Raw genomic sequence first — 22,195 nt, forward strand, 5'->3', positions numbered from 1 at the left:
CCCCAAGGGCATTGATGTCTCGACCTACTCGCAAGCCAAGCTGAATGCGTTGGCGAGAAGATTAAACGAGCGACCCAGGAAGACTCTCAACTTCCGAACACCGGCTGAGATGTTCAGCCAAACCGTTGCATCGACCGGTTGAATCCGCAAGCGATAGCGGTCCTCAGACCCAGGCGTCGCGAATGACTGCAAGTTAGGGCCCTGCGGTCATTCGCAACGAGCGGTCGAGGGCTCCTCCGGAAGCCGCCTCGGAAGTCCCCGTTGCTGTGCCCTGAGGGAAGGAGCCTGCCCGGTTATTGGGTCGCCTATTCGGTGAACGCCTAGTTCTTAGAACTTCGCGACCAGGCCGGGGATCTGGGGATCCGTGGGCTTCAGGCCCCGGCTGTCGGCCAGGTAGCGGCGATCGCCACGTGCTGCATGTCCCCGTTCGCCTCCGCGGCGTAGTGGGCGCGGATCACGGTGCCGTACCGCAGGTTGGTCTGCTCGTGAAAGAGCAGCGTCTCGTCGCCGTTGCCAATCCGCTTGGCCCATCGCGCCGGCACCGCCAAGAGCCCGCGCGAATCGTTGGCGCCCCTGTAGAAGCGGTTGAAGTTGGACGACTGCTCGATGAGCGCCAGCACCACTCCCGGATCGGTCTTTTGGCGCTGGCTCTCAAACCAGACCAGTTGCACGAACTCGCTTCGCGCAGTTTCAACCGTGATCACATGACGCAGCCCATCCGAAATGGCAGCAGACCAACGAAGGTACGCGCTTCTGGCGACCTCGTTGGCAAACTCAGGCACCGGTGGAGCACCTTCGCTGACGTCATTATTCGACGATACAGGCGCACAACCCTTGGACAAGAACCATTCCGCGCGCGCTGCGTCCCCGTCGTCGACGTTGCCGTACTCGGTGCCGCACACGAAGATCCCTTGTCGCGAAAAGACCGTCGCACAGCAACAGGCCATCACGGCTAGGACAACGACCCGCTTCATTTGCATCTTGCTCTACTCTTGCGCCGACACTGGAGGCGGCTCCCGTTCGCGCCAAAGCACTAGCTGGGGCGCCAGCGCGGGTCAGGCCGAGAAGGCCCAGGACGCGTTGCGATGGCGAGCGAGGATCGTGTCCAAGTATGGGTGAGCACGGCTTTGTTCGCCTGGTTGTTCAAGGTACCTGAACCTAACAACGAATGTCGGCACAGTGCACTTAGTTCGATGACGCCTGCACAAAAGATGCTCGGATGCTGCGACATATTTCACTGGCCGTGCTTGGACTCCATCCTTTTGAGGAGAAGCCGCTCCTTTCTGATCGACTACATTGCGGGGCAACGCAGTGGGCGGCCGCAAGAGGATAAGAACGGACGGTCCCCTTTGCATTCCTTTATTCATCTGTGGAGGAGAGCTAAATGGCAAAGACACGCGTCTTCGTGAGCTTTGACTTCGACTACGATCGAGTGATCAAGGACTTCATTTTGGGTCAAGCCAAACTGGCAGACTCGCCCTTCGAGGTCATCGACCACTCGCTCAAAGAAGCAGCACCCGAGAAAGACTGGGAAGAGAAAGCTCGAACAGCGATCCAAAGGTCTGAAATTGTCCTAGTCATGGTCGGCCCGAAGACGTCTGAGGCTCGCGGCGTTCTCAAAGAAGTTGCCATGGCACGAGAGGCCGGCGTGAAGATCGTTCAAGTCATTGGCTACAAAGACGGTGACTACACACCTGTTCCAAACGCTGGTCGCTTGTATGCATGGAACTGGGACAATCTGAAAAAGCTATTGGGTTGAGGACGACTGGGATATACGAATGACGATCGCTCAATACGATTTGAGAAGCGCTGCAACCAGAAACGTTTTTGCCAAGAACCAGCAGAGCAAGGGCTTCTCGCAGAAGACGGGCTTTTTATGCCACAGCCACAAAGACCGCGAATTGGCGGTGGGACTGCAGCAGTGGCTTAAGGAGCAGGGGATGGACCTGTACATCGACTGGCAGGACGCGTCGATGCCCGAGTCGCCCGACGCGACGACCGCGACTCGCATCCGCACGGTGATCCGCGGCGCAGACGTATTCCTGTTCCTTGCGACGAGGGACTCGATGGGCTCGCGTTGGTGTCCATGGGAACTGGGCTTCGCTGATGGCATAAAGCGCAACGAGCAGATCGCGGTCATCGCGACGCGCGACGCCTCGGGCAACTACTACGGCAACGAGTACCTCCAGCTCTACCGGCGGATTGACCAGGCCGCAGCGGGTGGATCCCTGTATTGGTACCAGAAGGGATCGCAGTCGCCCCAAATCCTTGCAAGCTTCTAGACCATGTCGCCGCAACACGTCATCGATAGCTTCATCAAGGATTTCGTCCAGGACTTGCACAACGATAGCGCTGCGATCTTTGCTGGCGCGGGTATGTCCAAGGGCTGCGGCTACGTGGACTGGCCAGAGCTGCTGCGCGACATCGCCAAAGAACTTGGCCTGAACGTCGAGAAGGAGCACGACCTCATCTCGCTAGCTCAGTTCCATGTGAATACGCGGCGAACCAGCGACGGCCTAGCCAAGAAGATCCTGCAGGAATTCTCCGAGCAGGCCGAGCCGTCCGAGGTGCACGACATTGTCGCGCGCCTGCCCATCCGCAGCTTCTGGACAACCAACTATGACGCCCTGATCGAGGACGCGCTGCGTAGGGCCTTTAGGGTGCCGGACGTGAAGTACCTAGTGGATCACTTGAGCATCACTAGGCCCAAGCGTGACGCCATCGTCTACAAGATGCATGGCGACGTCCACCTGCCCCAGCAGGCGATCATCTACAAGGAGCAGTATGAGAAGTACCACTTCACCCACGCGCCCTTCATCACGGCGCTGAGCGGCGACCTCATCTCCAAGACCTTCCTGTTTATCGGCTTCAGCTTTACCGACCCAAACCTCGATTACGTCCTGAGCCGGCTGCATGGCGGGACCACCAAGCGCAACCACTACTGCTTCATGCGCGAGGCCCAGCGCACTGCGGATGACGATGACGAGCTCTTCAACTACAAGCGCCGCAAGCAGGAGCTCCGCATTGAGGACCTCAAGCGCTTCGGCATTCAGACGCTATTGGTCGACAACTACTCGGACATCAACGATATTCTGAGGAAGATCGAGGCCCTGTACCGGAAGCGGACCGTGTTCTTCTCAGGTAGTGCCGAGGAGTACGGTACCTGGTCCCGGCGGGACGCGATGGACTTTGTCCACAACGTGGCAGCGAACTGCGTCGAGGCCAACTGCCGCGTGGTCAACGGCTTTGGCTGGGGTATCGGCAGCGCCGTTATAAACGGCGCCTTGGAAGCCATCTACGGCAAACCCGAGAAGTATTCCGAGGCTCAGCTGATCGTCCGGCCCTTTCCCCAGCAAGGCGAGAACTTGCCGGCGCTGTGGGAGCAGTACCGCCAGCGAATGATCAGCCTTGCCGGTATCGCGCTGTTCCTGTTTGGGAACAAGCTCGATGGCGGAAACTTGGTCAACGCCAATGGCGTCAGGCGTGAGTTCGAGATCGCACTGCAGCACGGTCTCCTGCCCATCCCGGTCGCCGCGACCGGCTTCATGGCGGAAGAGCTCTGGCAAGACATCGAGACAAACTTGGACAAGTACTACGGCAATTTCAAATGGGTTATTCCGATGGTCGAAAAGCTCGCCGACCCAAAAACCCCGCACAAGGAGATGGTTAGAACCATCACCGACATCGTCAAACAACTAAACCGCTAAGCGCCGCTGCGCATCGAGGAATTGAAATGGCTCGGAAGGTATTTTTTAGCTTCAAGTACGACGACGTGCATCGCGCCATGAATGTGCGCAATAGCAATGTTATCGGCGGCGTCATGAAATCGGGCTTCATTGATAAGGCCGATTTTGAGAAGGTCGAACGAGAAGGCGACAACGCCATTAAGACATGGATCGACAACCAACTGAGCGGCACGTCCGTGACTGTGGTTCTCGTCGGCGCGAACACCCACAAAAGCAAGTGGGTCCGTTACGAGATCGAGCAAAGCATTGCCCGCGGCAACGGCCTGTTGACGATTGACATTAGCAAGATCGCCGACATGCAGGGGAACACTACGGACTGCTGCTCTCTGCGCGCGAGCGGATACAAGCACTACCTCTGGAATAAGGATGATGGCCGGACCAACCTAGGCGCTTGGGTTGAAACGGCGGCACAAGCAGCGGGCAAGTAGGCTAGGAGCCTCTGCGGCGGCCGGCTATGACACTTCGTTGCTGGGCAGGGACCTGGCGCCTGCTCGTCCTGCCTCCTCACGATTCGCAGGTGCCCGCGCCGATGACCTCTCAACGCGCGTGCGTCACTCCACCGTCCACGATCAGCGTCGAACCCACCACGTAGTCGCCAGCCCGCGAAGCCAGGTAAATCGCCGCGCCTGCCATATCTTCCGGTTCACCGATGCGACCCGCCGGAATCCGCGCCTTGACTTCATCGCCGTGGTCGCGCGCATCCTTGTTCATGTTGGACGCGAATGCGCCCGGCGCGATCGCGCTCACTGCGATGCGGTCTTGCGCCAACCGCAGGGCCATCCGGCGCGTGAGCTGGATGAGCCCCGCCTTGCTCGCGGCATACGAATAGGTCTCTTGCGGATTGACCGAAATGCCGTCGATGGACGCAATGTTGATCACCTTCGCGAGATGGTCTGTCGCAGCCTTCTTGAGCATCGGCGTGAGAGCCTGGGTCAGGAAGAACGGCGCCTTCAGGTTGAGGTCGACGACCTTGTCCCAGCCGCTTTCTGGGAATTCTTCGTAAGGCGCGCCCCATGCGGCGCCGGCGTTGTTAACCAGAATGTCGAGCGAGCCTTCGTGCTTGGCATACGCGTCCACCAAGGCCTGCGCCCCTTCGATGGTGGACACATCGGCCGGCAGCGAAACGCAATGGCCGAAAGCGGAGAGTTCCTTCGCAGTCTGATCGCAGGCGTCGGCCTTGCGCGCCGAGATGTAGACGCGCGCGCCTTGCGCCAGAAAGCCTTCGGCGATCATTCGGCCGATGCCGCGCGAGCCGCCGGTGATGAGGGCGGTGCGGCCCTTGAGCGAGAAAAGTTGGGTCGTGTCCATGGTGCGTGTCTCCTGAGTTTCGTGAGCAGCTTAGTGCGACACGCGGCCGAGTGGGGTCACATTGGCGCCACCGGCAGTGCGAGCGATCGCGTGCTGGTGAAGTGCCGCTCGGCGCCGGTGACCGGGTCGCGGAAGCGAACCTCCTTGGCCAGCAGCTGCAACGGTCGGTCGAAATCGTCACTGCCTTCAGGCAGCAGCATGGGATAGATCGCGTCGTTCAGGATCGGCATCCCGAGCGCTGCGCAATGCACGCGCAGTTGGTGCCTGCGGCCCGTCACGGGCGAGAGGCCGAGATGCGCCCATCCTTCACCAGTCGCCAGCACCTCGATGCGAGTCTCGGCATTGGCCTCCCCCGCGACCTCTCGCATGCGCATGAAATGATCGTCCGGCTCCAGCCGGCTTCGATGCAAGGCTGGCGGCGCGAACTCGGCGGCCGGATGCACGATGGCTTCGTATTGCTTGGTGATCGCCCGGTCGGCGAACAATGCGCTGTAGGCGCCACGTGTCGCGCGTTGCACCGAAAACAGCACGATCCCGGCTGTCTCGCGATCGATGCGGTGAACGGGTGCCAGATCTTCGATGCCCAGCTTGCGCTTCAGCCGCACCAGGAGGCTTTCCTGCACGTACTTGCCGACGGGCGTGACGGGCAGGAAATGGGGCTTGTCGACCGCCAACAGGTGCTCGTCCTGAAAAAGGATGCGCTCTTCGAACGGAACGCGAGGTTCTGCTTCGAGGCTGCGGTAGTAGTAGACGCGCAGCCGCGGCTCGTAGGGCCGGGCCTCGGTGACCGGCACACCGTGCTCGTCGACCACGTCGCCGGCCCGCATGCGCGCGTCCCAGGTCGAGCGCGGGATCGCCGCGAAGCGCTGCACGAGGAAAGCCGCGATGGTCGGCCACTCGCCATCTGGCAGGGCCACACAGCTTGCGCCGACGCCATCTCGCATGGGCAACGGCAAGGCGCGCATAAGTTGCGAGGCTCGTTCGTCAGAGGCCGGCCGCGGCCAGTGCGGCAGCCATTTCGCCGAAGGCTGGCCGCGCCATGACCTCGGCATCCATGCAGCGCGAGCGAAGGTCGGAGAGGAGCGCGAAAGTCGCATGCTCGTCTCGCGTCGTCGGCGTGCAATGCGCCAGCAGCTCTTCAAGCAGGCAGCCGAAGGCGCGCGCCTCGATGCACTGCAACGCGTGGGCTCTCGCGTTGTCGTCAACAGGAAGGAACGATGCGGCACCGAAGTCACCTAGCAAGGCATCGCCTTCGACGTTCGACAGGATGTTGTGGGCATACAGGTCGCCGTGCAGGATGCCGCGCGCATGCAGTTGGGCCGTGACCGAAGCGATGCCGCTGGCCATGCGCAGTGCGATAGGGACAGACCAGCCCGCGCCTTCCGCGTAGACATCGCGGGTGCACGATTCGAAGCTCGGCGGCCCTGCCAGGTTCCCGAAGCCGGCATGCACCAGTTCCAGCACGAGTCCCGGCGTGGCCTCGGGGTGATCCTGGATGCGCCCCAGCACACTGATGAGGTTGGGATGCGTGCCGGCCGCGATGCACGCCGCCATCTCGCTGTGCGGCCATCCATCGCTGGTCACCGCGCCCTTGAAGAGCTTGACCGCGACCGGCCGCGTGCTGCCATCAGGGTGGCGCCATTCGGCCTGATGAATCACGCCGGAAGCGCCTTCGCCGAGCTTGTGCTGCAGCGAGAGCTGCCGCCAATCGATCGATGCAGTCGGCTGCGAGTCGAGCGCCGTCGCCTCAGGTGCTTCATCGAATGGATTGCCCGCGAAGGCCAGCCATGACAGCCTTGGCAGCGAGAGCAGCCAAGCAGGAAGTGCATCGAGCTCATTGGCGGAAATGCGCACCAGCTCCAGTGCGCGACAGGCCGCCATCTCGGGTGGAAGGGCGCGCAAGCGGTTCCCGGCCAGCAACAGCTTCTGCAGCTTGGTGCAGCGGCCGATTTCGGCGGGCAGTGCTTCGATCCGGTTGTCCGTCAGGATCAGCCATCGCAACTCGGGCGGCAGTGCGGCCGCCGGCACCTCGACGATATCGTTGGCCCGAAACGCGACCATGCTGAGTCGCGGGCAACGGCCGATGGCCTCTGGCAGCGTGGTGAACCGATTGCCGGAGCAGAACAGGACGCGCAGCCGGTGCAGCCGATGAAGATCGTCCGGCAACGCGCTCAATGCATTGCCGGAGAGGTCCAGCACCTCCAGCGTGTCGGCAAGGTCGAAGATCTCGCGCGGGAACTCCGAGAGGCCGCCGCCCAGATGCAGGCGCTGCGATCCGGCCAACTCGCCCGCGCGCAGTTGGCTCAACGTGTTCATGCGAAGGTGCCGAACCGGTAGACCCCGTCCTCGCCGCGCCGACGCTGCAACTGTCCCGAGAACCACAGCAGATGAAGGTGCGCGATGGTCTCGCCCAACGCGAAGGTCATCTGGTGCAGGTCGAGCGCGCGCTTGAAGAGAATCGGCAAGCCTTCGGCCCCGCTGTGTGGCTTGGCGATGCAGGCTTCGAGCAGTTCGGCCAGGCGGTCGCGGTGGTGTTCCTTGAGTTGCTCGACGCGGCGATGAATGCCGGTGAAAGGCTTGCCGTGCGAAGGCAGACCCAAGGTGTTCTCCGGCAAGGACTTGAAGCGCTCGATGCTGTCCAGAAAGAGCCGCAGCGAATTGGCTTCCGGCTCGCCGGCATGCACGCTCACGTTCGTCGAGATGCGCGGCAGCATCATGTCGCCGCCAATGAGCGCATTGAGTTCCTCGCAATACAGGGCAATGTGCTCGGGCGCATGGCCATAGCCGCTGATGCAGCGCCAGCCCCGGCCGCCGATCTGGACGACGTCGCCGTCCAGCATGCGCACGAAGCTGTCCGGCACTGACGGCACCATGTTCGAGTAGTAGTTGCTGCGGGCGCGAATCTTGGCGATCGCTTCCGGATCGGTGAGGCCGTGCGTCGCGAAGAAATCCGCGGCGGCATCGCCGCCGGCCAGCGTGTCGCCCGTGGAGGTCAGCACCCGTGCGACGTGATAGTCGGTCGAGCTGATCCACAGCGGCGCGTTCCAGCGCTTGCACAGCCAGTCAGCCAGGCCGATGTGGTCCGGGTGCATGTGGGTCACGATCACGCGCAGGATCGGCAGACCCTGCAACTGTGTTTCGAAGATCTGTTCCCACTGCTTGCGCGAGGCTTCGTGGGAGATGCAGCAGTCGACCACTGTCCAGCCTTCGACGCCGTCGATCGTGTCGCGCAGCAGCCAGAGGTTGATGTGATCGAGCGCGAAGGGGAGCGCCATTCGGATCCAGCGCACGCCGGGAGCGACTTCAAGCGCCTCCCCGGGGGCCGGCAATGTGTCGCCGTGGGGGTAATGGAGTTCGCGTTCGAGGAGGTTCATGTACGATTGACGTTAACGTAAACGTCATGGCAAGGAGCCACCATTGTAGGCAGTGCCGCTCCGGCGCGCTTACTCATTGCTTTTGAGCCATTCTCATGCCGTCGCAGACCTTCACCATCAGCGAACTCGCCAAGGAGTTCGATCTCACCACGCGGGCCATCCGCTTCTATGAGGACATGGGCCTGCTCGCGCCGCGGCGAGCTGGTATGCAGCGGATCTATACGGCGCGCGACCGGACCCGCCTGACGCTCACCCTGCGCGCCAAGCGACTCGGTCTGAAGTTGACCGAGGTCAAGGAAATCCTCGACATGTACGACAGTCCGCGCGACACAGCCTTGCAGTTGCAGCGCTTCCTTGGCGTGCTGGGCAGTCATCGCGAACAGCTCGAATCTCAATTGTCGGAACTGCAGGCCAACCTCGCCGAGGTCCGCCAGCAGGAAGAACAGGCACGCGCCGCGCTCGCGCGCGCCGCAAGACAGAAGACGCGCTGAGCGCCAATCTCACCTTCAACTCATCCAAGAACGACCATGGAAAACGCACCCGAAACCCTCGACGATCTGTTCGCCCACAACCGGGCGTGGTCCGCACGCATGGAGCGCGACCGTCCTGGCTTCTTCACCAGCCTGGTGAAGCAGCAGACCCCGCGCTACATGTGGATCGGCTGCTCCGACAGCCGTGTGCCGGCCAACCAGATCACCGGGCTGGAGCCGGGCGAGGTGTTCGTGCACCGCAACGTGGCAAACATCGTGGTGCATTCCGACCTGAACGCGCTGTCGGCGATCCAGTTCGCCGTCGAGCGGCTGAAGGTGCAGCACATCATGGTGGTGGGCCACTATGGTTGTTCGGGCGTGCAGGCCGCCCTCGAAGGCGCGCGCATCGGCATCGCGGACAACTGGATCCGCCACATCCAGGACGTGCGCGACCGGCATCGCGTGATGCTCGACACGTTGCCCGAAGCAGCACGCGCCGACGCGCTGTGCGAGCTGAACGTCGCCGAGCAGGTGGTGAATGTGTCCGTCAGCACGGTGATGGTCGACGCATGGAGCCGCGGGCAGGCCGTGACGATTCATGGCTGGGCCTTCGGCGTGCACGACGGGCTCATCCAGGACCTCGGCATCACCGTCGACGGCAACAAGCCGATCGAGAACCAGTATCGCGCCGCAGTGCAACGCATTCGCTACAAGTGGAGCAAGCCTGGCGAACTGACCCTGTCCGAGTCCGCCAAGTAGTTCGTCAGGCCATCGGTCGAAGCCATGTTTCCACAGCGCCTCGATTCGCCGCTTGCCTACGACGTTGCAAAGGCGATGCGCGACGGCTTCGACCGGCATTACAGGCTGTTTCGTGCCGAGTCGTCGCGTGCCAAGCATCGCTTCGAGACGGCGGACTGGCACGGCCAGCAGCGCGCGCAGCGGGAGCGCATCGAGTTCTACGACCTGCGCGTTAACGAAGCCGTTGCGCGGCTCGAAAAGGAATTCAAGGCCGGCGAGCAGCCGATGGACGTCTGGCACCAGATCAAGCTGCACTTCATCGGGCTGCTGGTCGATCATCACCAGCCCGAGTTGGCGGAGACCTTCTTCAACTCGGTGACAACCAAGATATTGCACCGGGCGTATTTCCAGAACGACTTCATCTTCGTGCGGCCCGCCATCAGCACGGAATACATCGAGCCGCGCGGTGCGCCGACCTATCGCGCCTACTACCCGGCGCAGGAAACGCTCGCCGACACCATTGAATGCATCCTGGACGACTACGCGCTGCAAGGCAGCGGCTACGCCGACATGCGCCGCGATGCGGAGCGCGTGGCGGCTGCGATCCTGGGGCGCTTTCACCAGATCAAGCTGCGCGCCAATTTCCAGGTGCAGGTGCTGTCGGGCCTTTTCTATCGCAACAAGGGCGCGTATCTGGTTGGCAAGATCATCAACGGCTTCACGGAGCTGCCTTTTTCGTTGCCGATCCTGCACGATGCCAAGGGCAGGTTCTATGTCGATGCGGTGCTCTTCGGCGAAGAAGACTTGCAGATGCTCTTCAGCTTTGCGCGCGCGTATTTCATGGTCGACATGGAAGTGCCGTCGGCCTACGTGCAGTTTTTGCGATCGCTCATGCCCAGGAAACCGCGCGCGGAAATCTACAACGCGCTGGGGCTCGCCAAGCAGGGCAAGACGCTTTTCTATCGCGACTTTCTCTCCCACCTGAACTATTCAACGGACAAGTTCCGCATCGCGCCGGGCATCAAGGGCATGGTGATGCTGGTGTTCGACCTGCCGTCCTTTCCATACGTGTTCAAGTTGATCAAGGACTTCTTTCCACCGCAGAAGGACACCACGCGCGAGCAGATCAAGAGCAAGTACATGCTGGTGAAGCAACATGATCGCGTGGGCCGCATGGCCGACACGCTGGAGTACAGCGATGTCGGCTTTCCAATGGACCGCTTCGAGCCCGAACTCATTGAGGAGATCAGGAACTTCGCGCCCAGCCAGCTCGAGATCGGCGACCGCGACGGGAATGGGGAGATGGAGATCGTGCTCAAGCATGTCTACATCGAGCGCCGCATGATTCCGCTCAACATCTACCTGCAGGAGGCGTTCGACCAGCTCGATCATCCCGACCATGCCAAGCGCGCAGGCAAGCAGCTCGAGCATGCGGTCATCGAATACGGCAATGCGATCAAGGACATGGTGGCCGCCAATATTTTTCCGGGCGACATGCTGTTCAAGAACTTCGGCGTCACGCGCGGCGGAAAGGTCGTGTTCTATGACTACGACGAGATCGAATACCTCACCGACTGCAATTTCCGCAAGGTGCCGGCGCCTCGCAACGAAGAGGAAGAGATGAGCGGCGAGGTCTGGTATGCCGTCGGCCCGAAGGATGTTTTCCCGGAGACATTCGGCCCTTTTCTGCTCGGCAATCCGGCTGTGCGCGAAGCCTTCATGGCGCATCACGCCAATCTTCTCGACGCGGCTTTCTGGCAGAGCCACAAGCAGCGTATCCAGGCCGGTCACATGCTGGACGTTTTTCCGTATGACGAGGCGCAGCGCTTTCGTCACGACAGCCACAACCCTTATTTCTGACCACTTTCCCTGACCACTTTCCAAGACCACTTTCCAAGACCACTGAAGGAGCATTTTCATGAGCGAATCGATCGTGATCGTCGGCGCAGCCCGCACCCCCATGGGCGGCTTCCAGGGCGACTTCTCTTCTCTTGCAGCGCATGACCTCGGCGGCGTTGCCATCAAGGCCGCCGTGGAGCGTGCGGGCATCACCGCCGACAGCGTCGGCGAGGTGTTGTTCGGCAACTGCCTCATGGCGGGGCAGGGCCAGGCGCCGGCGCGGCAAGCGGCCTACAAGGGCGGCCTGCCCGACAGCGCGGGCGCGGTGACGCTCAGCAAGATGTGCGGCTCGGCCATGAAGGCGGCGATGCTCGCGCATGACATGCTGCTCGCAGGCACGCATGACGTGATGGTGGCCGGCGGCATGGAAAGCATGACCAACGCGCCCTATCTCATGCTCAAGGGCCGTGGCGGCTACCGCATGGGCCACGACCGCATCTTCGACCACATGATGCTCGACGGCCTCGAGGACGCCTACCAGCCGGGCCGTTCGATGGGCACCTTCGGCGAGGATTGCGCGGCCAAGTACAAGTTCACGCGCGAGCAGCAGGACGCCTTTGCCATCGCGAGCGTGGAGCGTGCCAAGGCAGCGACCACGTCGGGTGCATTCAAGGCTGAAATCGCCGCCGTGACCGTCAAGGGCCGCGGGGGCGAAACGGTGATCGACATCGACGAAGGACCCGGCAAGGTCAAGCTCGACAAGATCCCGACGCTCAAGCCGGCTTTCAAGAAGGACGGCGGCACCATCACGGCGGCATCGAGCTCGTCCATCAACGACGGCGCCGCCGCGCTCGTGATGATGACCGAGAGCACCGCGAAGAAGTACGGTGCAAAGCCCATCGCCCGGCTCGTCGCGCACGCCACGCACGCCCAGCAGCCGGAGTGGTTCTCCACCGCACCGGTGGGCGCGGTCGCCAAGCTCTTCAAGAAGACCGGCTGGACGGTGAAGGACGTCGACCTGTGGGAAGTGAATGAAGCATTCGCGGTGGTGCCGATGGCGCTGATGCACGAGCTCTCGGTGTCGCACGACATCGTCAACGTGCACGGCGGCGCTTGCGCGCTGGGCCATCCGATCGGCGCCAGTGGTGCGCGCATCATGGTCACGCTGATCCATGCGCTGCAGCAGCGCGGCAAGAAGCGCGGCGTTGCGACGCTGTGCATCGGCGGTGGCGAAGGCACGGCGGTGGCGATCGAACTGCTCTGATCCGCTCTGAGTTCGCTCTCATCCGCACAAAGGGGCTGCCTAGAATGAAGCCCCGTTTTTGCCCTCTTGGAGACTCTGTTCACATGCATCCGGCCTTCCATCTCAGCGCAGTTGCCGCGCTGCTCGCTTCCGCTTTCATCGCCCCCGCCGTCTGGAGCCAGACGCGCGACCAGGCCTTGTTCGATGCTGCAACCGCTGAAAAGCCAGCGGTCATCAAGACGCTCGAGAACCTCGTCAACATCGAAACGGGCACGGGCGATGCCGAAGGGCTCGCATCGGCCGGCAAGTACCTCGAAGACGAACTGAAGTCGCTGGGTTTCACCGTCACGCGCAGCAAGTCGGCCGGCATCGTGGTCGGAGACAACATCGTCGGCAAGCTCAAGGGCAAGGGCGGCAAGAACCTGCTGCTGATCTCGCACATGGACACGGTCTACCTGAAGGGCATCCTCGCAAAGGCGCCGTTCAAGGTCGAAGGCGACAAGGCGTACGGCCCGGGCATCGCTGACGACAAGGGCGGCAACGCGGTCATCGTGCATTCGCTCAAGCTGCTCAAGGCGCGCGGCTTCCAGGACTTCGGCAGCATCACGGTACTGTTCAATACGGACGAGGAAAAGGGCTCCTTCGGCTCGCGCGACCTGATCCAGGAAGAAGCGGCCAAGGCGGACTACGTGCTGTCCTTCGAACCCACGGGCGCCGGCAAGGAAGACCTTTCGCTTGGCACCTCCGGCATCGCCTATGTGCAGGTCAACATCACGGGCAAGGCCTCGCACGCCGGCGCCGCCCCCGAACTTGGCGTGAACGCGCTCGTCGAGGCGTCCGATCTCGTCCTGCGCACGATGAGCATCGACGACAAGGCGAAGGGCTTGCGCTTCAACTGGACCATCGCCAAGGCCGGCGCGGTGTCCAACATCATCCCCGCGAGCGCCACGCTCAACGCCGACGTTCGCTACGCGAAGAACGAAGACTTCGACGCCGCCATGAAGACGCTCGAACAGAAGGCCCAGCAGAAGAAGCTGCCCGATGCCGACGTCAAAGTGCTGATCACGCGCGGCCGTCCGGCCTTCAATGCGGGTGAAGGCGGCCGCAAGCTGGTCGACAAGGCCATCGGCTACTACAAGGAAGCCGGCGGCGAACTCACCATCGTCGAGCGCACCGGCGGCGGAACCGACGCCGCCTACGCCGCGCTGTCGGGCAAGCCCGTCATCGAAAGCCTGGGCCTGCCCGGCTTCGGCTATCACAGCGACAAGGCCGAGTACGTGGACACCAGTGCCATTCCGCGTCGCCTGTACATGGCCAGCAAGCTGATCATGGATCTCGGGCAGGCCAAGTAGACAACGCCCAAGTACGACAAGCACGCCAAGAAAGCAAGGAAGCCGCCATGCTGCTCAATGCCGACCAGGAAGCGATCCGCGATGCCGTTCGCGAATTCGCGCAAGCCGAACTCTGGCCCAACGCGCCGCGCTGGGACCGCGAGCACAGCTTTCCCAAGGAGGCGCACACCGGCCTGGCGGCGCTCGGCGCCTATGGCATCTGCGTGCCTGAAGAAGACGGCGGCGCCGGGCTCGACTACCTGACGCTCGCGCTGGTGCTCGAAGAGATCGCTGCCGGCGACGGCGGAACCAGCACCGCCATCAGCGTGACCAACTGCCCGGTCAACGCCATCCTCATGCGCTACGGCAATGCGCAGCAAAAGAAGAAGTGGCTGCAGCCGCTCGCACAGGGACAGATGCTCGGCGCCTTCTGCCTCACCGAGCCGCAAGCCGGCAGCGATGCATCGTCCTTGCGCACCACGGCGCGCAAGGACGTCGAAGGCTGGGTGATCGATGGCGTGAAGCAGTTCATCACCAGCGGCAAGAACGGCCAGGTCGCGATCGTCATCGCGGTCACCGACAAGGGCGCCGGAAAGCGCGGGATGAGCGCTTTCATCGTGCCGACCGATGCGCCGGGCTACAACGTTGCACGCCTCGAAGACAAGCTCGGCCAGCATTCGAGCGACACCGCGCAGATCAACTTCGACAGTTGCCGCATTCCTTTCGAGAATCTCATCGGCCAGGAAGGCGAGGGCTACAAGATCGCGCTCGGTGCGCTCGAAGGCGGGCGCATCGGCATTGCCGCCCAGAGCGTCGGCATGGCGCGCAGCGCATTCGACGTCGCCGTGGCTTACGCGAAGGAGCGCCAGGCGTTCGGCGGCGCCATCTTCGACCAGCAGGCGGTGGGCTTCAGGCTGGCCGATTGCGCCACGCAGATCGAAGCGGCGCGCCAACTGATCTGGCATGCCGCCAGCCTGCGAGACGCCGGCCGGCCATGCCTCAAGGAAGCGGCGATGGCCAAGCTCTTTGCGAGCGAGATGGCCGAGCGCGTTTGCAGCGCCGCGATCCAGACGCTCGGCGGCTATGGCTACGTCAATGACTTTCCGCTGGAGCGCATCTATCGCGACGTGCGCGTCTGCCAGATCTACGAAGGCACTTCGGACATCCAGAAGCTGCTGATTCAGCGCGCCCTGGCCTAAGGGTTTACGCGAGGGTCTGCACAATACGCGCTGAACCCCTCGCCAATACCCCATGCCTGCTCCCGATCCTGCCCGTATTCCCTGTCCCTGCGGGCGCCGCGACCGGCGGGAACTCCCGCTCGCCTACGCGCAGTGTTGCGGGCGCTATGTCGACGATTTCGACAACACGCCAGCTCCGGATGCCGAATCGCTCATGCGCTCGCGCTACACGGCTTTCGTGCGCGAGCGGGCGGACTATCTGCTTGCGACCTGGCACCCCTCGACGCGGCCGGCGACGATCGGCTTCGAGCCCGGCGTGAAATGGCTCGGGCTCGACGTGCGCTCGCGTTCGGTCCTCGACGCCGACCATGCAGAAGTCGAATTCGTCGCCCGGCAGCGCAGCAGTGCGGGTCTGGCATCTCGCCTGCACGAGCGCAGCCGCTTCGTCCGTGAGGAGAGCGGACCGCTGCCCCGGTGGTATTACGTGGACGGCGATCTGCACTGACAGGACGGGTTGTGCCGCGCGGTGCGGCGCGATTGTGTGCAGGCGGGAGACAGAGCAATTCCCAAAATGGGTATTTATCTTGTGGCGCGCCTGGATCACACTCCGTGTTGGTGCAGGCGCGTGGCGCCCATCACCAGCGCCGCCAGCACCCTCAACCACCAGCCACAGAGGCCAGCCATGGACAACAAAAGATTCCAGTTTGGACACCGGCGGCCTTCGCTGTCCGCGACGGCATTCCCTGTTGTGGCCGCGATCGCCTGCATAGCGGTCCCGGCGGCCCGCGCAGAGGGCGTGTTGACGGCGTTCTCGACTGCGCCAGGTCCGCAAGCGCCCGCACCATGGCGCTTCACGACCTTGCCGAACAAGGCGCCGACCAAGTTCGAGATCACCCAACTCGACGGCCAGAAGGTGCTCAAGGTCGACGCCGACAAGTCCTACGGCAATCTGGTTCATGCCACGCGGGTTCAGCTCAACGACCAGGCCACGCTGGCCTGGCGCTGGAAGGTCGAGGAATTCGTGGAAGGCGCCGATCTGCGCACCAAGGGCGGCGACGATGGCGCGGCCAAGGTCTGCGTGTTCTTCGACTTCCCGTCAGACCGGCTGTCCGTGGGTGAGCGAACCAAGCTCGCCTTGGCAAAAGGCTCGACCGGCGAAACGGTACCCACCGAAACCCTCTGCTACGTCTGGGACGTCAAGGAAAGCAAGGGCAGCGAGTTCGACAATGCCTTCACCAAGCGCATCCGCATGGACGTCATCGAATCGGGCGCGACCGACAAGGCCGGCGGCTGGCTCAGCGAGCGCCGGAACCTGGTGGCCGACTACAAGCGAGCCTTCGGCGCCGAGGCTGGCGATACGCTGCCCGATGTGGTGGGCGTGGCGATCCAGGCGGACGCGGACAACACCAAGTCTCGAGGGATCTCGTATTTCTCGGACATCGATCTGCGCGGTGTCACTGCTTCCGCGCCCGCGTCCGGCGCGGCGAAACCTGCGCAATAGCGGCCTCGAAACCATCGAAACCGCCCCCATATCGCACATATCGCCGTCATGAACGAATTCGTCTCGCTCCTCGCCAGCCAAGGCCCCGCCGTGGTGTTCGTCGCCACCCTGGCGACGCGTCTGGGCGCGCCGGTGCCGGCGGTGCCTTTTTTGATCGTTGCCGGCGGACTGACTTTTGGCGGACAGGTTTCTTTCCTCGCGGTGACGCTGGCCGCCGTGCTCGGCAACATCCTCGGCGACGGCGTCTGGTTCATTGCCGGACGCCGCTGGGGGTACCGGGTCATGCGGCTGCTCTGCCGCATTTCGCTGTCGCCCGATTCCTGCGTCAAGCACAGCGAATCCATCCTCGGGCGCTGGGGCGGCTTGTCGCTGATTGCCGCCAAGTTCGTGCCGGGGGTGTCGGTGGTTGCGCCGCCCATGGCAGGCGCGCTCGGAATGTCGAATCTCCGGTTTCTATCCTATGAAACGGTGGCCGCGTTGATCTGGACGCTGGGCTTCCTCCTGATCGGACGCGTGTTCCATGCCGCCATCACGGATGTCCTTTCGGTGCTCTCCAGCATCGGGATGGTCGCGACGGTGATCTGCCTCGTGCTGCTTGGTGCATTCGTGCTTTGGCGCTATCGGCAGCGCCGCATGGCCCTTCGATCTCTCGACATCGAGCGCATCGAAGCCGCTGCCCTGCGCGCCGCGATGGCGGCCGGCGCCGGGCTGACGCTGATCGACGTGCGCTCGGACGAAGCGCGGGCGCTCGACGGTCGTGCGATCCCGGGCGCCCTCGGCATTGCGCTCAAGCAGCTGCCCAAGCGTCTCGAAGCCTTCTCGGACGGCCGCGAACTCGTCGTCTTCTGCGATTGCCCCGATGACGGCTCCGCCATCGCGGCGGCGCGGGTACTTCGCAATGCCGGAGTGACCCGCGTGCGCGTCCTTGCAGGCGGTCTGGACGCCTGGGTGGCGCAGTCCGGCGAGACATCGCCTGCCGTCGATTCGTCCATCGTCGCCGCCAATCCCGCTTGATCCCTTTCCTGGGACGGGCCTAGAATCGGCCCCGCTCCGGGGTGCATGCAGATGTGTGCTGAGATGGCCAAGCGGCCGAACCCGCGAACTTGATCTGGTTCATACCAGCGTAAGAAGAGCTGCGACTCCCCGGCATCCCGTCCGTCCCTTGTGACCGATGCCGTCCGGAGCGATCGCGGAGCACCCGTTGTCCCACAACCAGGAGTGCCCCGCATGAATGCCGTCGACAAGTTCGCCTCTCTCCTCACGCTGACGCGCGAGCCCTTTCCCGCTTCGAGCAAGAGCGCCATATCGGGCAGCAGAGCCGATTTGCGCGTGCCTGTGCGCGAAGTCCTGCTCACCAACGGCGAGCGCGTATCGCTCTACGACACCTCCGGCCCCTACACCGATCCGGCGGCCGACATCGACGTGCGGCGCGGCCTTCCGGGCGTGCGCGGCGCATGGATCGCCGAACGCGGCGACACCGAAAGCTACGAAGGCCGCCTGCACCTTGCGCTCGACGATGGCGCCACCAACGTCGACCGCGACTCCCAGCGCATCGCCGACCTGCGTGCCGCTGCCGCTGCCTTGCAGCGCACGCCACGGCGCGCCAAAGCCGGCGGCAACGTCACGCAGATGCACTACGCACGCCGCGGCATCGTCACGCCGGAGATGGAATACGTCGCCCTTCGCGAGAACGGCCGCCGCGAATGGATGGCCGAATACCTGGCCGACGCCGCGCGCGAAAAGCGCCTGGCCGGCAACCCCATGGGCGCGAGCATCCCGAAGATCATCACGCCGGAGTTCGTGCGCGACGAAGTCGCGAGGGGCCGCGCCATCATCCCGGCCAACATCAACCACCCCGAAGTCGAGCCGATGGCCATCGGCCGCAACTTCAAGGTCAAGATCAACGCCAACATCGGCAATTCGGCCGTGACGAGCAGCATCGAAGAAGAGGTCGAGAAGCTCGTGTGGGCGATCCGCTGGGGCGCGGACAACGTGATGGACCTTTCCACCGGCCGGAACATCCACACCACGCGCGACTGGATCGTGCGCAACAGCCCGGTGCCGATCGGCACGGTGCCCATCTACCAGGCGCTCGAAAAGGTTGGCGGCGTGGCCGAAGACCTGACCTGGGAGATCTACCGCGACACGCTGATCGAGCAGGCCGAGCAGGGCGTCGACTACTTCACCATCCACGCCGGGCTGCGCCTGCCCTTCATTCATCTCACGGCGGATCGGCGCACCGGCATCGTTTCGCGCGGCGGGTCGATCATGGCCAAATGGTGCATCTCGCATCACAAGGAAAGCTTTCTCTACACGCACTTCGAAGACATCTGCGACATCATGAAGGCCTACGACGTGAGCTTCTCGCTCGGAGACGGTCTGCGTCCTGGCTGCGCTTCGGACGCGAACGACGAAGCCCAGTTCGCCGAACTGCGCACGCTCGGCGAGCTCACGCAGATTGCATGGAAGCACGACGTGCAGACCATGATCGAAGGCCCGGGCCACGTGCCGATGCATCTCATCCAGGCCAACATGGACGAGCAACTCAAGCACTGCCATGAGGCGCCGTTCTACACGCTCGGGCCACTGACCATCGACATCGCGCCGGGCTACGACCACATCGCCAGCGCGATCGGCGCCGCCATGATCGGCTGGGCCGGCACCGCGATGCTTTGCTATGTCACGCCGAAGGAGCATCTGGGCCTGCCCGATCGCGACGACGTGAAGCAGGGAATCATCGCGTACAAGATTGCTGCGCATGCGGCCGACGTCGCCAAGGGCCATCCTGGAGCGCGAGCGCGCGACGATGCGCTTTCCAAGGCCCGCTTCGAATTCCGCTGGCAGGACCAGTTCAACCTCGGCCTCGACCCCGATACCGCGCGCGAATTCCATGACGAGACGCTGCCCAAGGACAGCAGCAAGGTCGCGCACTTCTGCTCCATGTGCGGCCCCAAGTTCTGCTCGATGAAGATCACTCAGGAAGTGCGCGAGTACGCGGCGCAGAAGGGCGTCGACGAGGTCCGGGCCATGGAGGACGGCATGGCGGACAAGTCGGCCGAGTTCAAGGCGGCGGGCGGCGAGATGTACATCCCGATCCGCAAGACGCAGTGAAATGACAAGGGCGGGCCCGCGGCCCGGGTCCGCAAAATGATTACGATGGCCGCCATGAAAGCCATCCCCTTCGATGCCGTCCTGTTCGACTGCGACGGCGTCCTCGTCGATTCCGAGCCCATCACCAACCGCGTCCTCGCCGAAATGCTCGGCGAACTCGGCTGGGAGTTGACGGTCGACGAATCCATGCGGATCTTCACGGGCAAGGCGGTCAAGGACGAAACCGCGCTGATCGAGGCACGCACCGGCTTTGCGATCACGCCCGAATGGCTTCATCGCTTTCGCCTGCGCCGCAACGAAGCGCTGGAACGCGACCTCGTCGCCATTCCGGGCGCGGCACTGGCGGCGCGTGCATTGCATGCCGCCCTGGACGGCCGCATCGCCTGCGCGTCGGGCGCCGACCGGTTCAAGGTCGAACTGCAGCTCGAGAAGATCGGCATCCTCGACTGCTTCGAAGGCCGCATCTTCAGCGGCCATGAACAGCCGCGCTCGAAACCTGCGCCCGACGTGTACCTGGCTGCTTCGGCCGCTCTGGGCGTCGATCCGGCGCGCTGCGCGGTGGTGGAAGACACCATCACCGGCGCCAGGGCGGGTGTGGCCGCCGGGGCGACGGTCTTCGGCTACAGCCCGAGCGATCTTGGCCACAGCAGCCCTGATGCGCTGCGCGCCGTCGGAGTCGCGCATGTGTTCACCGACATGGCGCAGTTGCCGTCGCTGCTTGCCGATTGGCGAGCGGTTGCGGCCTGAGTCGCATGCAGGGTCTGCGCGCAGCCTGCGGTCTTTTGATCGCCGCCTGCGTCGCGGGTTGTTCGTCGCTGCGCCCATGGCTCAACGAGCCGCTGCCCGAGAATCCGCCGGCCAGCGGCCTGGTCGCCGGCGCAACGGGCCGCGACCCGAGCATTCTGGTGGCCGTCACCCTGTCCGGCGGCGGCGCGCGTGCCGCCGCTTTCGGCTACGGCGTGCTCGAAGAGCTCCACAACACCACATTCAAATGGAGCGGCCACGACACTGACTTGCTCGACGCGACCGACGTCATCAGCGGCGTGTCCGGCGGCAGCATCCTAGCTGCCTACTACGCAGCCTTCGGCGCCGAAAGGTTGCCTGATTTCGAGCGCGATTTCCTGCGGCAGAACTTCCAGAACAGCCTGATATGGCAGGCGCTTCGGCCCGGCAGCCTGTACGACCTCACCTCGCCTTGGTACGGCCGCACGCATCTGCTGGCGCGGCGGCTCGATGAGATCTACCAAGGCAAGACCTACGCCGACGTGGAGCGCAATCCACGCCATCCACAGCTCGTGATCGCCGCGACCGACATGTCGCTGGGGACACCGTTCGAGTTCACCGCGGACCAGTTCGAGCTGATCTGTTCCGATCTGCAGAGCGTTCCGCTGTCGTTCGCGGTCGCGGCATCGTCGGCCGTGCCGATCCTGCTGAGCCCGCTGACGCTGAAGAACTACGCGCTGGAGTGCCGGGAACGAGGCATCGTGCCGCGGCTCGCCGCACGCGTCGGCGGCAACTATCGCGCCCGCATGTTCCGCATGCAGGCGAACAGCTATCTCGATGGGGAAGCGCGTCCTTTCATTCACCTCGTGGACGGCGGCGTCGCCGACAACCTCGCCGTGCGCAGGCTGCTCGACCGCGCGCTGGTGGGAGGCGGATTGCGCCGGAGTTTCGAGGAAGTCGGCATTCCGCCCGGCACGGTGCGCAAGCTGGTGGTCATCAGCGTCAACTCGGCGCGCGATCCGGCCAACAACATCGATCGCAGCGACAAGCTGCCGGGCATCAGGGCGGTGGCCGACACACTGCTGTTCGGCGCTGGCGCGCGGGCGACCCTGGAGACGCAGGAATTCCTGCTCGACACCACGCGGCAGTGGCGCGAAGACCTGAAAGTCCGAAGCGCCGATGGCAAGGATGCGTTCGCGCCAGATGCCGAGATCCACGTGGTGCAGGTGAATCTTCGGGACGCAGCCGATGGTGAACTGCGTTTGCGGCTGCTTCAGATCCCGACGGCGTTCTCGATCGGCGACGAGGAAGTCACACGGCTGATCGCAGCAGGCCGCAGTGCGTTGCGGCGATCGCCGGATTTCCAGGCGCTCAGGCAGTCGCTGGGCGCGTCAAAGGCGACTGAAGGCGACTGAAGGCGAATGAAGGTGCTCAGCGCTTGCCCGGCGCTGCAGCATTCGCCACGGCGATCAGCGATTGGGTCATGGCTTGGGCGCGGCCGGCCCACATCTGATTGACCAGCTTTTCAGCGTTTTCAGTCACGAAGGTGCCGTTGCGCGTGCGTCCGGACGTGACGATGAAGTCCATGAGGTCGGCAAAGTCTTCGCTGTCGGTGTCGGGAAAGTTCTGCATG

Annotated in this window: 22 protein-coding genes, 1 pseudogene and 1 riboswitch; of the genes and pseudogenes, 17 read left to right on the forward strand and 6 right to left on the reverse strand. The window is 63.5% G+C overall.

The genetic code is table 11. The annotated features are described in order from the left end of the window. Positions 1-142 (forward strand): annotated as a pseudogene (locus AC1DEK_RS14040) (IS30 family transposase); the annotation flags it as partial. A gap of 229 nt (positions 143-371) precedes the next feature. On the opposite strand, the gene AC1DEK_RS14045 reads toward AC1DEK_RS14040, so the two are convergent. Beyond that, a complete protein-coding gene (locus AC1DEK_RS14045; RefSeq protein ID WP_478125862.1) occupies positions 372-974 on the reverse strand; it encodes a lytic transglycosylase domain-containing protein in 603 nt (200 codons plus the stop codon). 410 nt (positions 975-1,384) lie between these two features. Here AC1DEK_RS14045 and AC1DEK_RS14050 point away from each other — a divergent pair, with 410 nt between their 5' ends. From AC1DEK_RS14050 to AC1DEK_RS14065, 4 genes are read left to right on the forward strand one after another with little or no spacing between them, the layout of a single operon-like run. Then, entirely contained in the window at positions 1,385-1,759 is a 375-nt protein-coding gene (locus tag AC1DEK_RS14050) for a TIR domain-containing protein (RefSeq protein WP_478125863.1), read from the forward strand. 19 nt (positions 1,760-1,778) lie between these two features. Then, positions 1,779-2,282, forward strand: coding sequence for a toll/interleukin-1 receptor domain-containing protein (locus tag AC1DEK_RS14055; protein WP_478125864.1), 504 nt, complete (start codon positions 1,779-1,781; stop codon positions 2,280-2,282). 3 nt (positions 2,283-2,285) lie between these two features. Next, positions 2,286-3,707: an SIR2 family protein gene (locus AC1DEK_RS14060; RefSeq protein ID WP_478125865.1), complete on the forward strand. Its 1,422-nt coding sequence runs from the start codon at positions 2,286-2,288 to the stop codon at positions 3,705-3,707. Between the two features lie 26 nt (positions 3,708-3,733). Next, positions 3,734-4,174, forward strand: a complete 441-nt coding sequence (locus AC1DEK_RS14065) for a TIR domain-containing protein (RefSeq protein ID WP_478125866.1) — start codon at positions 3,734-3,736, stop codon at positions 4,172-4,174. Between the two features lie 109 nt (positions 4,175-4,283). On the opposite strand, the gene AC1DEK_RS14070 is transcribed toward AC1DEK_RS14065, so the two are convergent. From AC1DEK_RS14070 to AC1DEK_RS14085, 4 genes are read right to left on the reverse strand one after another with little or no spacing between them, the layout of a single operon-like run. Next, entirely contained in the window at positions 4,284-5,054 is a 771-nt protein-coding gene (locus tag AC1DEK_RS14070) for a glucose 1-dehydrogenase (protein ID WP_478125867.1), read from the reverse strand. Positions 5,055-5,110: 56 nt separating this feature from the next. Beyond that, a complete protein-coding gene (locus AC1DEK_RS14075; protein ID WP_478125868.1) occupies positions 5,111-6,019 on the reverse strand; it encodes a pseudouridine synthase in 909 nt (302 codons plus the stop codon). Between the two features lie 19 nt (positions 6,020-6,038). Further along, positions 6,039-7,370, reverse strand: a complete 1,332-nt coding sequence (locus AC1DEK_RS14080) for a leucine-rich repeat-containing protein kinase family protein (RefSeq protein ID WP_478125869.1) — start codon at positions 7,368-7,370, stop codon at positions 6,039-6,041. Continuing rightward, positions 7,367-8,428 (reverse strand): MBL fold metallo-hydrolase, encoded by a 1,062-nt coding sequence (locus AC1DEK_RS14085; RefSeq protein ID WP_478125870.1) that lies wholly within the window; start codon positions 8,426-8,428, stop codon positions 7,367-7,369. The genes AC1DEK_RS14080 and AC1DEK_RS14085 overlap by 4 nt, the downstream gene beginning before the upstream one ends. Positions 8,429-8,523: 95 nt before the next feature. Between AC1DEK_RS14085 and AC1DEK_RS14090 the strand changes: the two genes are divergently transcribed. From AC1DEK_RS14090 to AC1DEK_RS14145, 12 genes are all read left to right on the forward strand, one after another. Next, complete coding sequence (locus AC1DEK_RS14090; protein WP_478125871.1) at positions 8,524-8,919, forward strand: MerR family transcriptional regulator; 396 nt, start codon at positions 8,524-8,526, stop codon at positions 8,917-8,919. Between the two features lie 36 nt (positions 8,920-8,955). Then, positions 8,956-9,657 (forward strand): carbonate dehydratase, encoded by a 702-nt coding sequence (gene can / locus AC1DEK_RS14095; RefSeq protein WP_478125872.1) that lies wholly within the window; start codon positions 8,956-8,958, stop codon positions 9,655-9,657. 24 nt (positions 9,658-9,681) lie between these two features. After that, on the forward strand, positions 9,682-11,496 hold the full coding sequence (gene aceK, locus AC1DEK_RS14100; protein ID WP_478125873.1) for a bifunctional isocitrate dehydrogenase kinase/phosphatase: 1,815 nt from the start codon (positions 9,682-9,684) through the stop codon (positions 11,494-11,496). Positions 11,497-11,554: 58 nt separating this feature from the next. Next, a complete protein-coding gene (locus AC1DEK_RS14105) occupies positions 11,555-12,739 on the forward strand; it encodes an acetyl-CoA C-acyltransferase (RefSeq protein ID WP_478125874.1) in 1,185 nt (394 codons plus the stop codon). Positions 12,740-12,822: 83 nt separating this feature from the next. Then, positions 12,823-14,070 (forward strand): glutamate carboxypeptidase, encoded by a 1,248-nt coding sequence (locus AC1DEK_RS14110; RefSeq protein WP_478125875.1) that lies wholly within the window; start codon positions 12,823-12,825, stop codon positions 14,068-14,070. Positions 14,071-14,117: 47 nt separating this feature from the next. Further along, positions 14,118-15,248: an acyl-CoA dehydrogenase family protein gene (locus tag AC1DEK_RS14115; RefSeq protein ID WP_478125876.1), complete on the forward strand. Its 1,131-nt coding sequence runs from the start codon at positions 14,118-14,120 to the stop codon at positions 15,246-15,248. 52 nt (positions 15,249-15,300) lie between these two features. Then, positions 15,301-15,732 carry a YchJ family protein gene (locus tag AC1DEK_RS14120; RefSeq protein ID WP_478125877.1) on the forward strand — a complete coding sequence of 144 codons (432 nt, stop codon included), beginning with the start codon at positions 15,301-15,303 and terminating at the stop codon, positions 15,730-15,732. A gap of 177 nt (positions 15,733-15,909) precedes the next feature. Continuing rightward, the gene (locus AC1DEK_RS14125) at positions 15,910-16,728 is read left to right on the forward strand and encodes a DUF3047 domain-containing protein (protein WP_478125878.1); all 819 of its coding nucleotides are present in this window, start codon (positions 15,910-15,912) and stop codon (positions 16,726-16,728) included. A 48-nt stretch (positions 16,729-16,776) separates the two neighbouring features. Next, positions 16,777-17,742, forward strand: a complete 966-nt coding sequence (locus AC1DEK_RS14130) for a rhodanese-like domain-containing protein (protein WP_478125879.1) — start codon at positions 16,777-16,779, stop codon at positions 17,740-17,742. Between the two features lie 27 nt (positions 17,743-17,769). Further along, positions 17,770-17,875: riboswitch (TPP riboswitch) on the forward strand. A gap of 80 nt (positions 17,876-17,955) precedes the next feature. Then, positions 17,956-19,839 carry a phosphomethylpyrimidine synthase ThiC gene (gene thiC / locus AC1DEK_RS14135; protein WP_478125880.1) on the forward strand — a complete coding sequence of 628 codons (1,884 nt, stop codon included), beginning with the start codon at positions 17,956-17,958 and terminating at the stop codon, positions 19,837-19,839. A gap of 54 nt (positions 19,840-19,893) precedes the next feature. Further along, positions 19,894-20,586 carry an HAD family hydrolase gene (locus AC1DEK_RS14140; protein WP_478125881.1) on the forward strand — a complete coding sequence of 231 codons (693 nt, stop codon included), beginning with the start codon at positions 19,894-19,896 and terminating at the stop codon, positions 20,584-20,586. 5 nt (positions 20,587-20,591) lie between these two features. Next, positions 20,592-21,977, forward strand: coding sequence for a patatin-like phospholipase family protein (locus AC1DEK_RS14145; RefSeq protein ID WP_478125882.1), 1,386 nt, complete (start codon positions 20,592-20,594; stop codon positions 21,975-21,977). Positions 21,978-21,993: 16 nt separating this feature from the next. Here AC1DEK_RS14145 and AC1DEK_RS14150 read toward each other — a convergent pair whose 3' ends face one another. Beyond that, positions 21,994-22,194: a hypothetical protein gene (locus AC1DEK_RS14150; protein WP_478125883.1), complete on the reverse strand. Its 201-nt coding sequence runs from the start codon at positions 22,192-22,194 to the stop codon at positions 21,994-21,996. Position 22,195 lies beyond the last annotated feature (1 nt).

Source organism: Variovorax sp. 10N420 (assembly GCF_056394705.1).

Excerpts from the sequence above, each read along its gene's own strand:
- AC1DEK_RS14045 (WP_478125862.1), bottom strand. The coding sequence starts at position 974 with ATGAAGCGGGTCGTTGTCCTAGCCGTGATGGCCTGTTGCTGTGCGACG.
- AC1DEK_RS14050 (WP_478125863.1), top strand. The coding sequence starts at position 1,385 with ATGGCAAAGACACGCGTCTTCGTGAGCTTTGACTTCGACTACGATCGA.
- AC1DEK_RS14055 (WP_478125864.1), top strand. The coding sequence starts at position 1,779 with ATGACGATCGCTCAATACGATTTGAGAAGCGCTGCAACCAGAAACGTT.
- AC1DEK_RS14060 (WP_478125865.1), top strand. The coding sequence starts at position 2,286 with ATGTCGCCGCAACACGTCATCGATAGCTTCATCAAGGATTTCGTCCAG.
- AC1DEK_RS14065 (WP_478125866.1), top strand. The coding sequence starts at position 3,734 with ATGGCTCGGAAGGTATTTTTTAGCTTCAAGTACGACGACGTGCATCGC.
- AC1DEK_RS14070 (WP_478125867.1), bottom strand. The coding sequence starts at position 5,054 with ATGGACACGACCCAACTTTTCTCGCTCAAGGGCCGCACCGCCCTCATC.
- AC1DEK_RS14075 (WP_478125868.1), bottom strand. The coding sequence starts at position 6,019 with ATGCGCGCCTTGCCGTTGCCCATGCGAGATGGCGTCGGCGCAAGCTGT.
- AC1DEK_RS14080 (WP_478125869.1), bottom strand. The coding sequence starts at position 7,370 with ATGAACACGTTGAGCCAACTGCGCGCGGGCGAGTTGGCCGGATCGCAG.
- AC1DEK_RS14085 (WP_478125870.1), bottom strand. The coding sequence starts at position 8,428 with ATGAACCTCCTCGAACGCGAACTCCATTACCCCCACGGCGACACATTG.
- AC1DEK_RS14090 (WP_478125871.1), top strand. The coding sequence starts at position 8,524 with ATGCCGTCGCAGACCTTCACCATCAGCGAACTCGCCAAGGAGTTCGAT.
- can (WP_478125872.1), top strand. The coding sequence starts at position 8,956 with ATGGAAAACGCACCCGAAACCCTCGACGATCTGTTCGCCCACAACCGG.
- aceK (WP_478125873.1), top strand. The coding sequence starts at position 9,682 with ATGTTTCCACAGCGCCTCGATTCGCCGCTTGCCTACGACGTTGCAAAG.
- AC1DEK_RS14105 (WP_478125874.1), top strand. The coding sequence starts at position 11,555 with ATGAGCGAATCGATCGTGATCGTCGGCGCAGCCCGCACCCCCATGGGC.
- AC1DEK_RS14110 (WP_478125875.1), top strand. The coding sequence starts at position 12,823 with ATGCATCCGGCCTTCCATCTCAGCGCAGTTGCCGCGCTGCTCGCTTCC.
- AC1DEK_RS14115 (WP_478125876.1), top strand. The coding sequence starts at position 14,118 with ATGCTGCTCAATGCCGACCAGGAAGCGATCCGCGATGCCGTTCGCGAA.
- AC1DEK_RS14120 (WP_478125877.1), top strand. The coding sequence starts at position 15,301 with ATGCCTGCTCCCGATCCTGCCCGTATTCCCTGTCCCTGCGGGCGCCGC.
- AC1DEK_RS14125 (WP_478125878.1), top strand. The coding sequence starts at position 15,910 with ATGGACAACAAAAGATTCCAGTTTGGACACCGGCGGCCTTCGCTGTCC.
- AC1DEK_RS14130 (WP_478125879.1), top strand. The coding sequence starts at position 16,777 with ATGAACGAATTCGTCTCGCTCCTCGCCAGCCAAGGCCCCGCCGTGGTG.
- thiC (WP_478125880.1), top strand. The coding sequence starts at position 17,956 with ATGAATGCCGTCGACAAGTTCGCCTCTCTCCTCACGCTGACGCGCGAG.
- AC1DEK_RS14140 (WP_478125881.1), top strand. The coding sequence starts at position 19,894 with ATGAAAGCCATCCCCTTCGATGCCGTCCTGTTCGACTGCGACGGCGTC.
- AC1DEK_RS14145 (WP_478125882.1), top strand. The coding sequence starts at position 20,592 with ATGCAGGGTCTGCGCGCAGCCTGCGGTCTTTTGATCGCCGCCTGCGTC.
- AC1DEK_RS14150 (WP_478125883.1), bottom strand. The coding sequence starts at position 22,194 with ATGCAGAACTTTCCCGACACCGACAGCGAAGACTTTGCCGACCTCATG.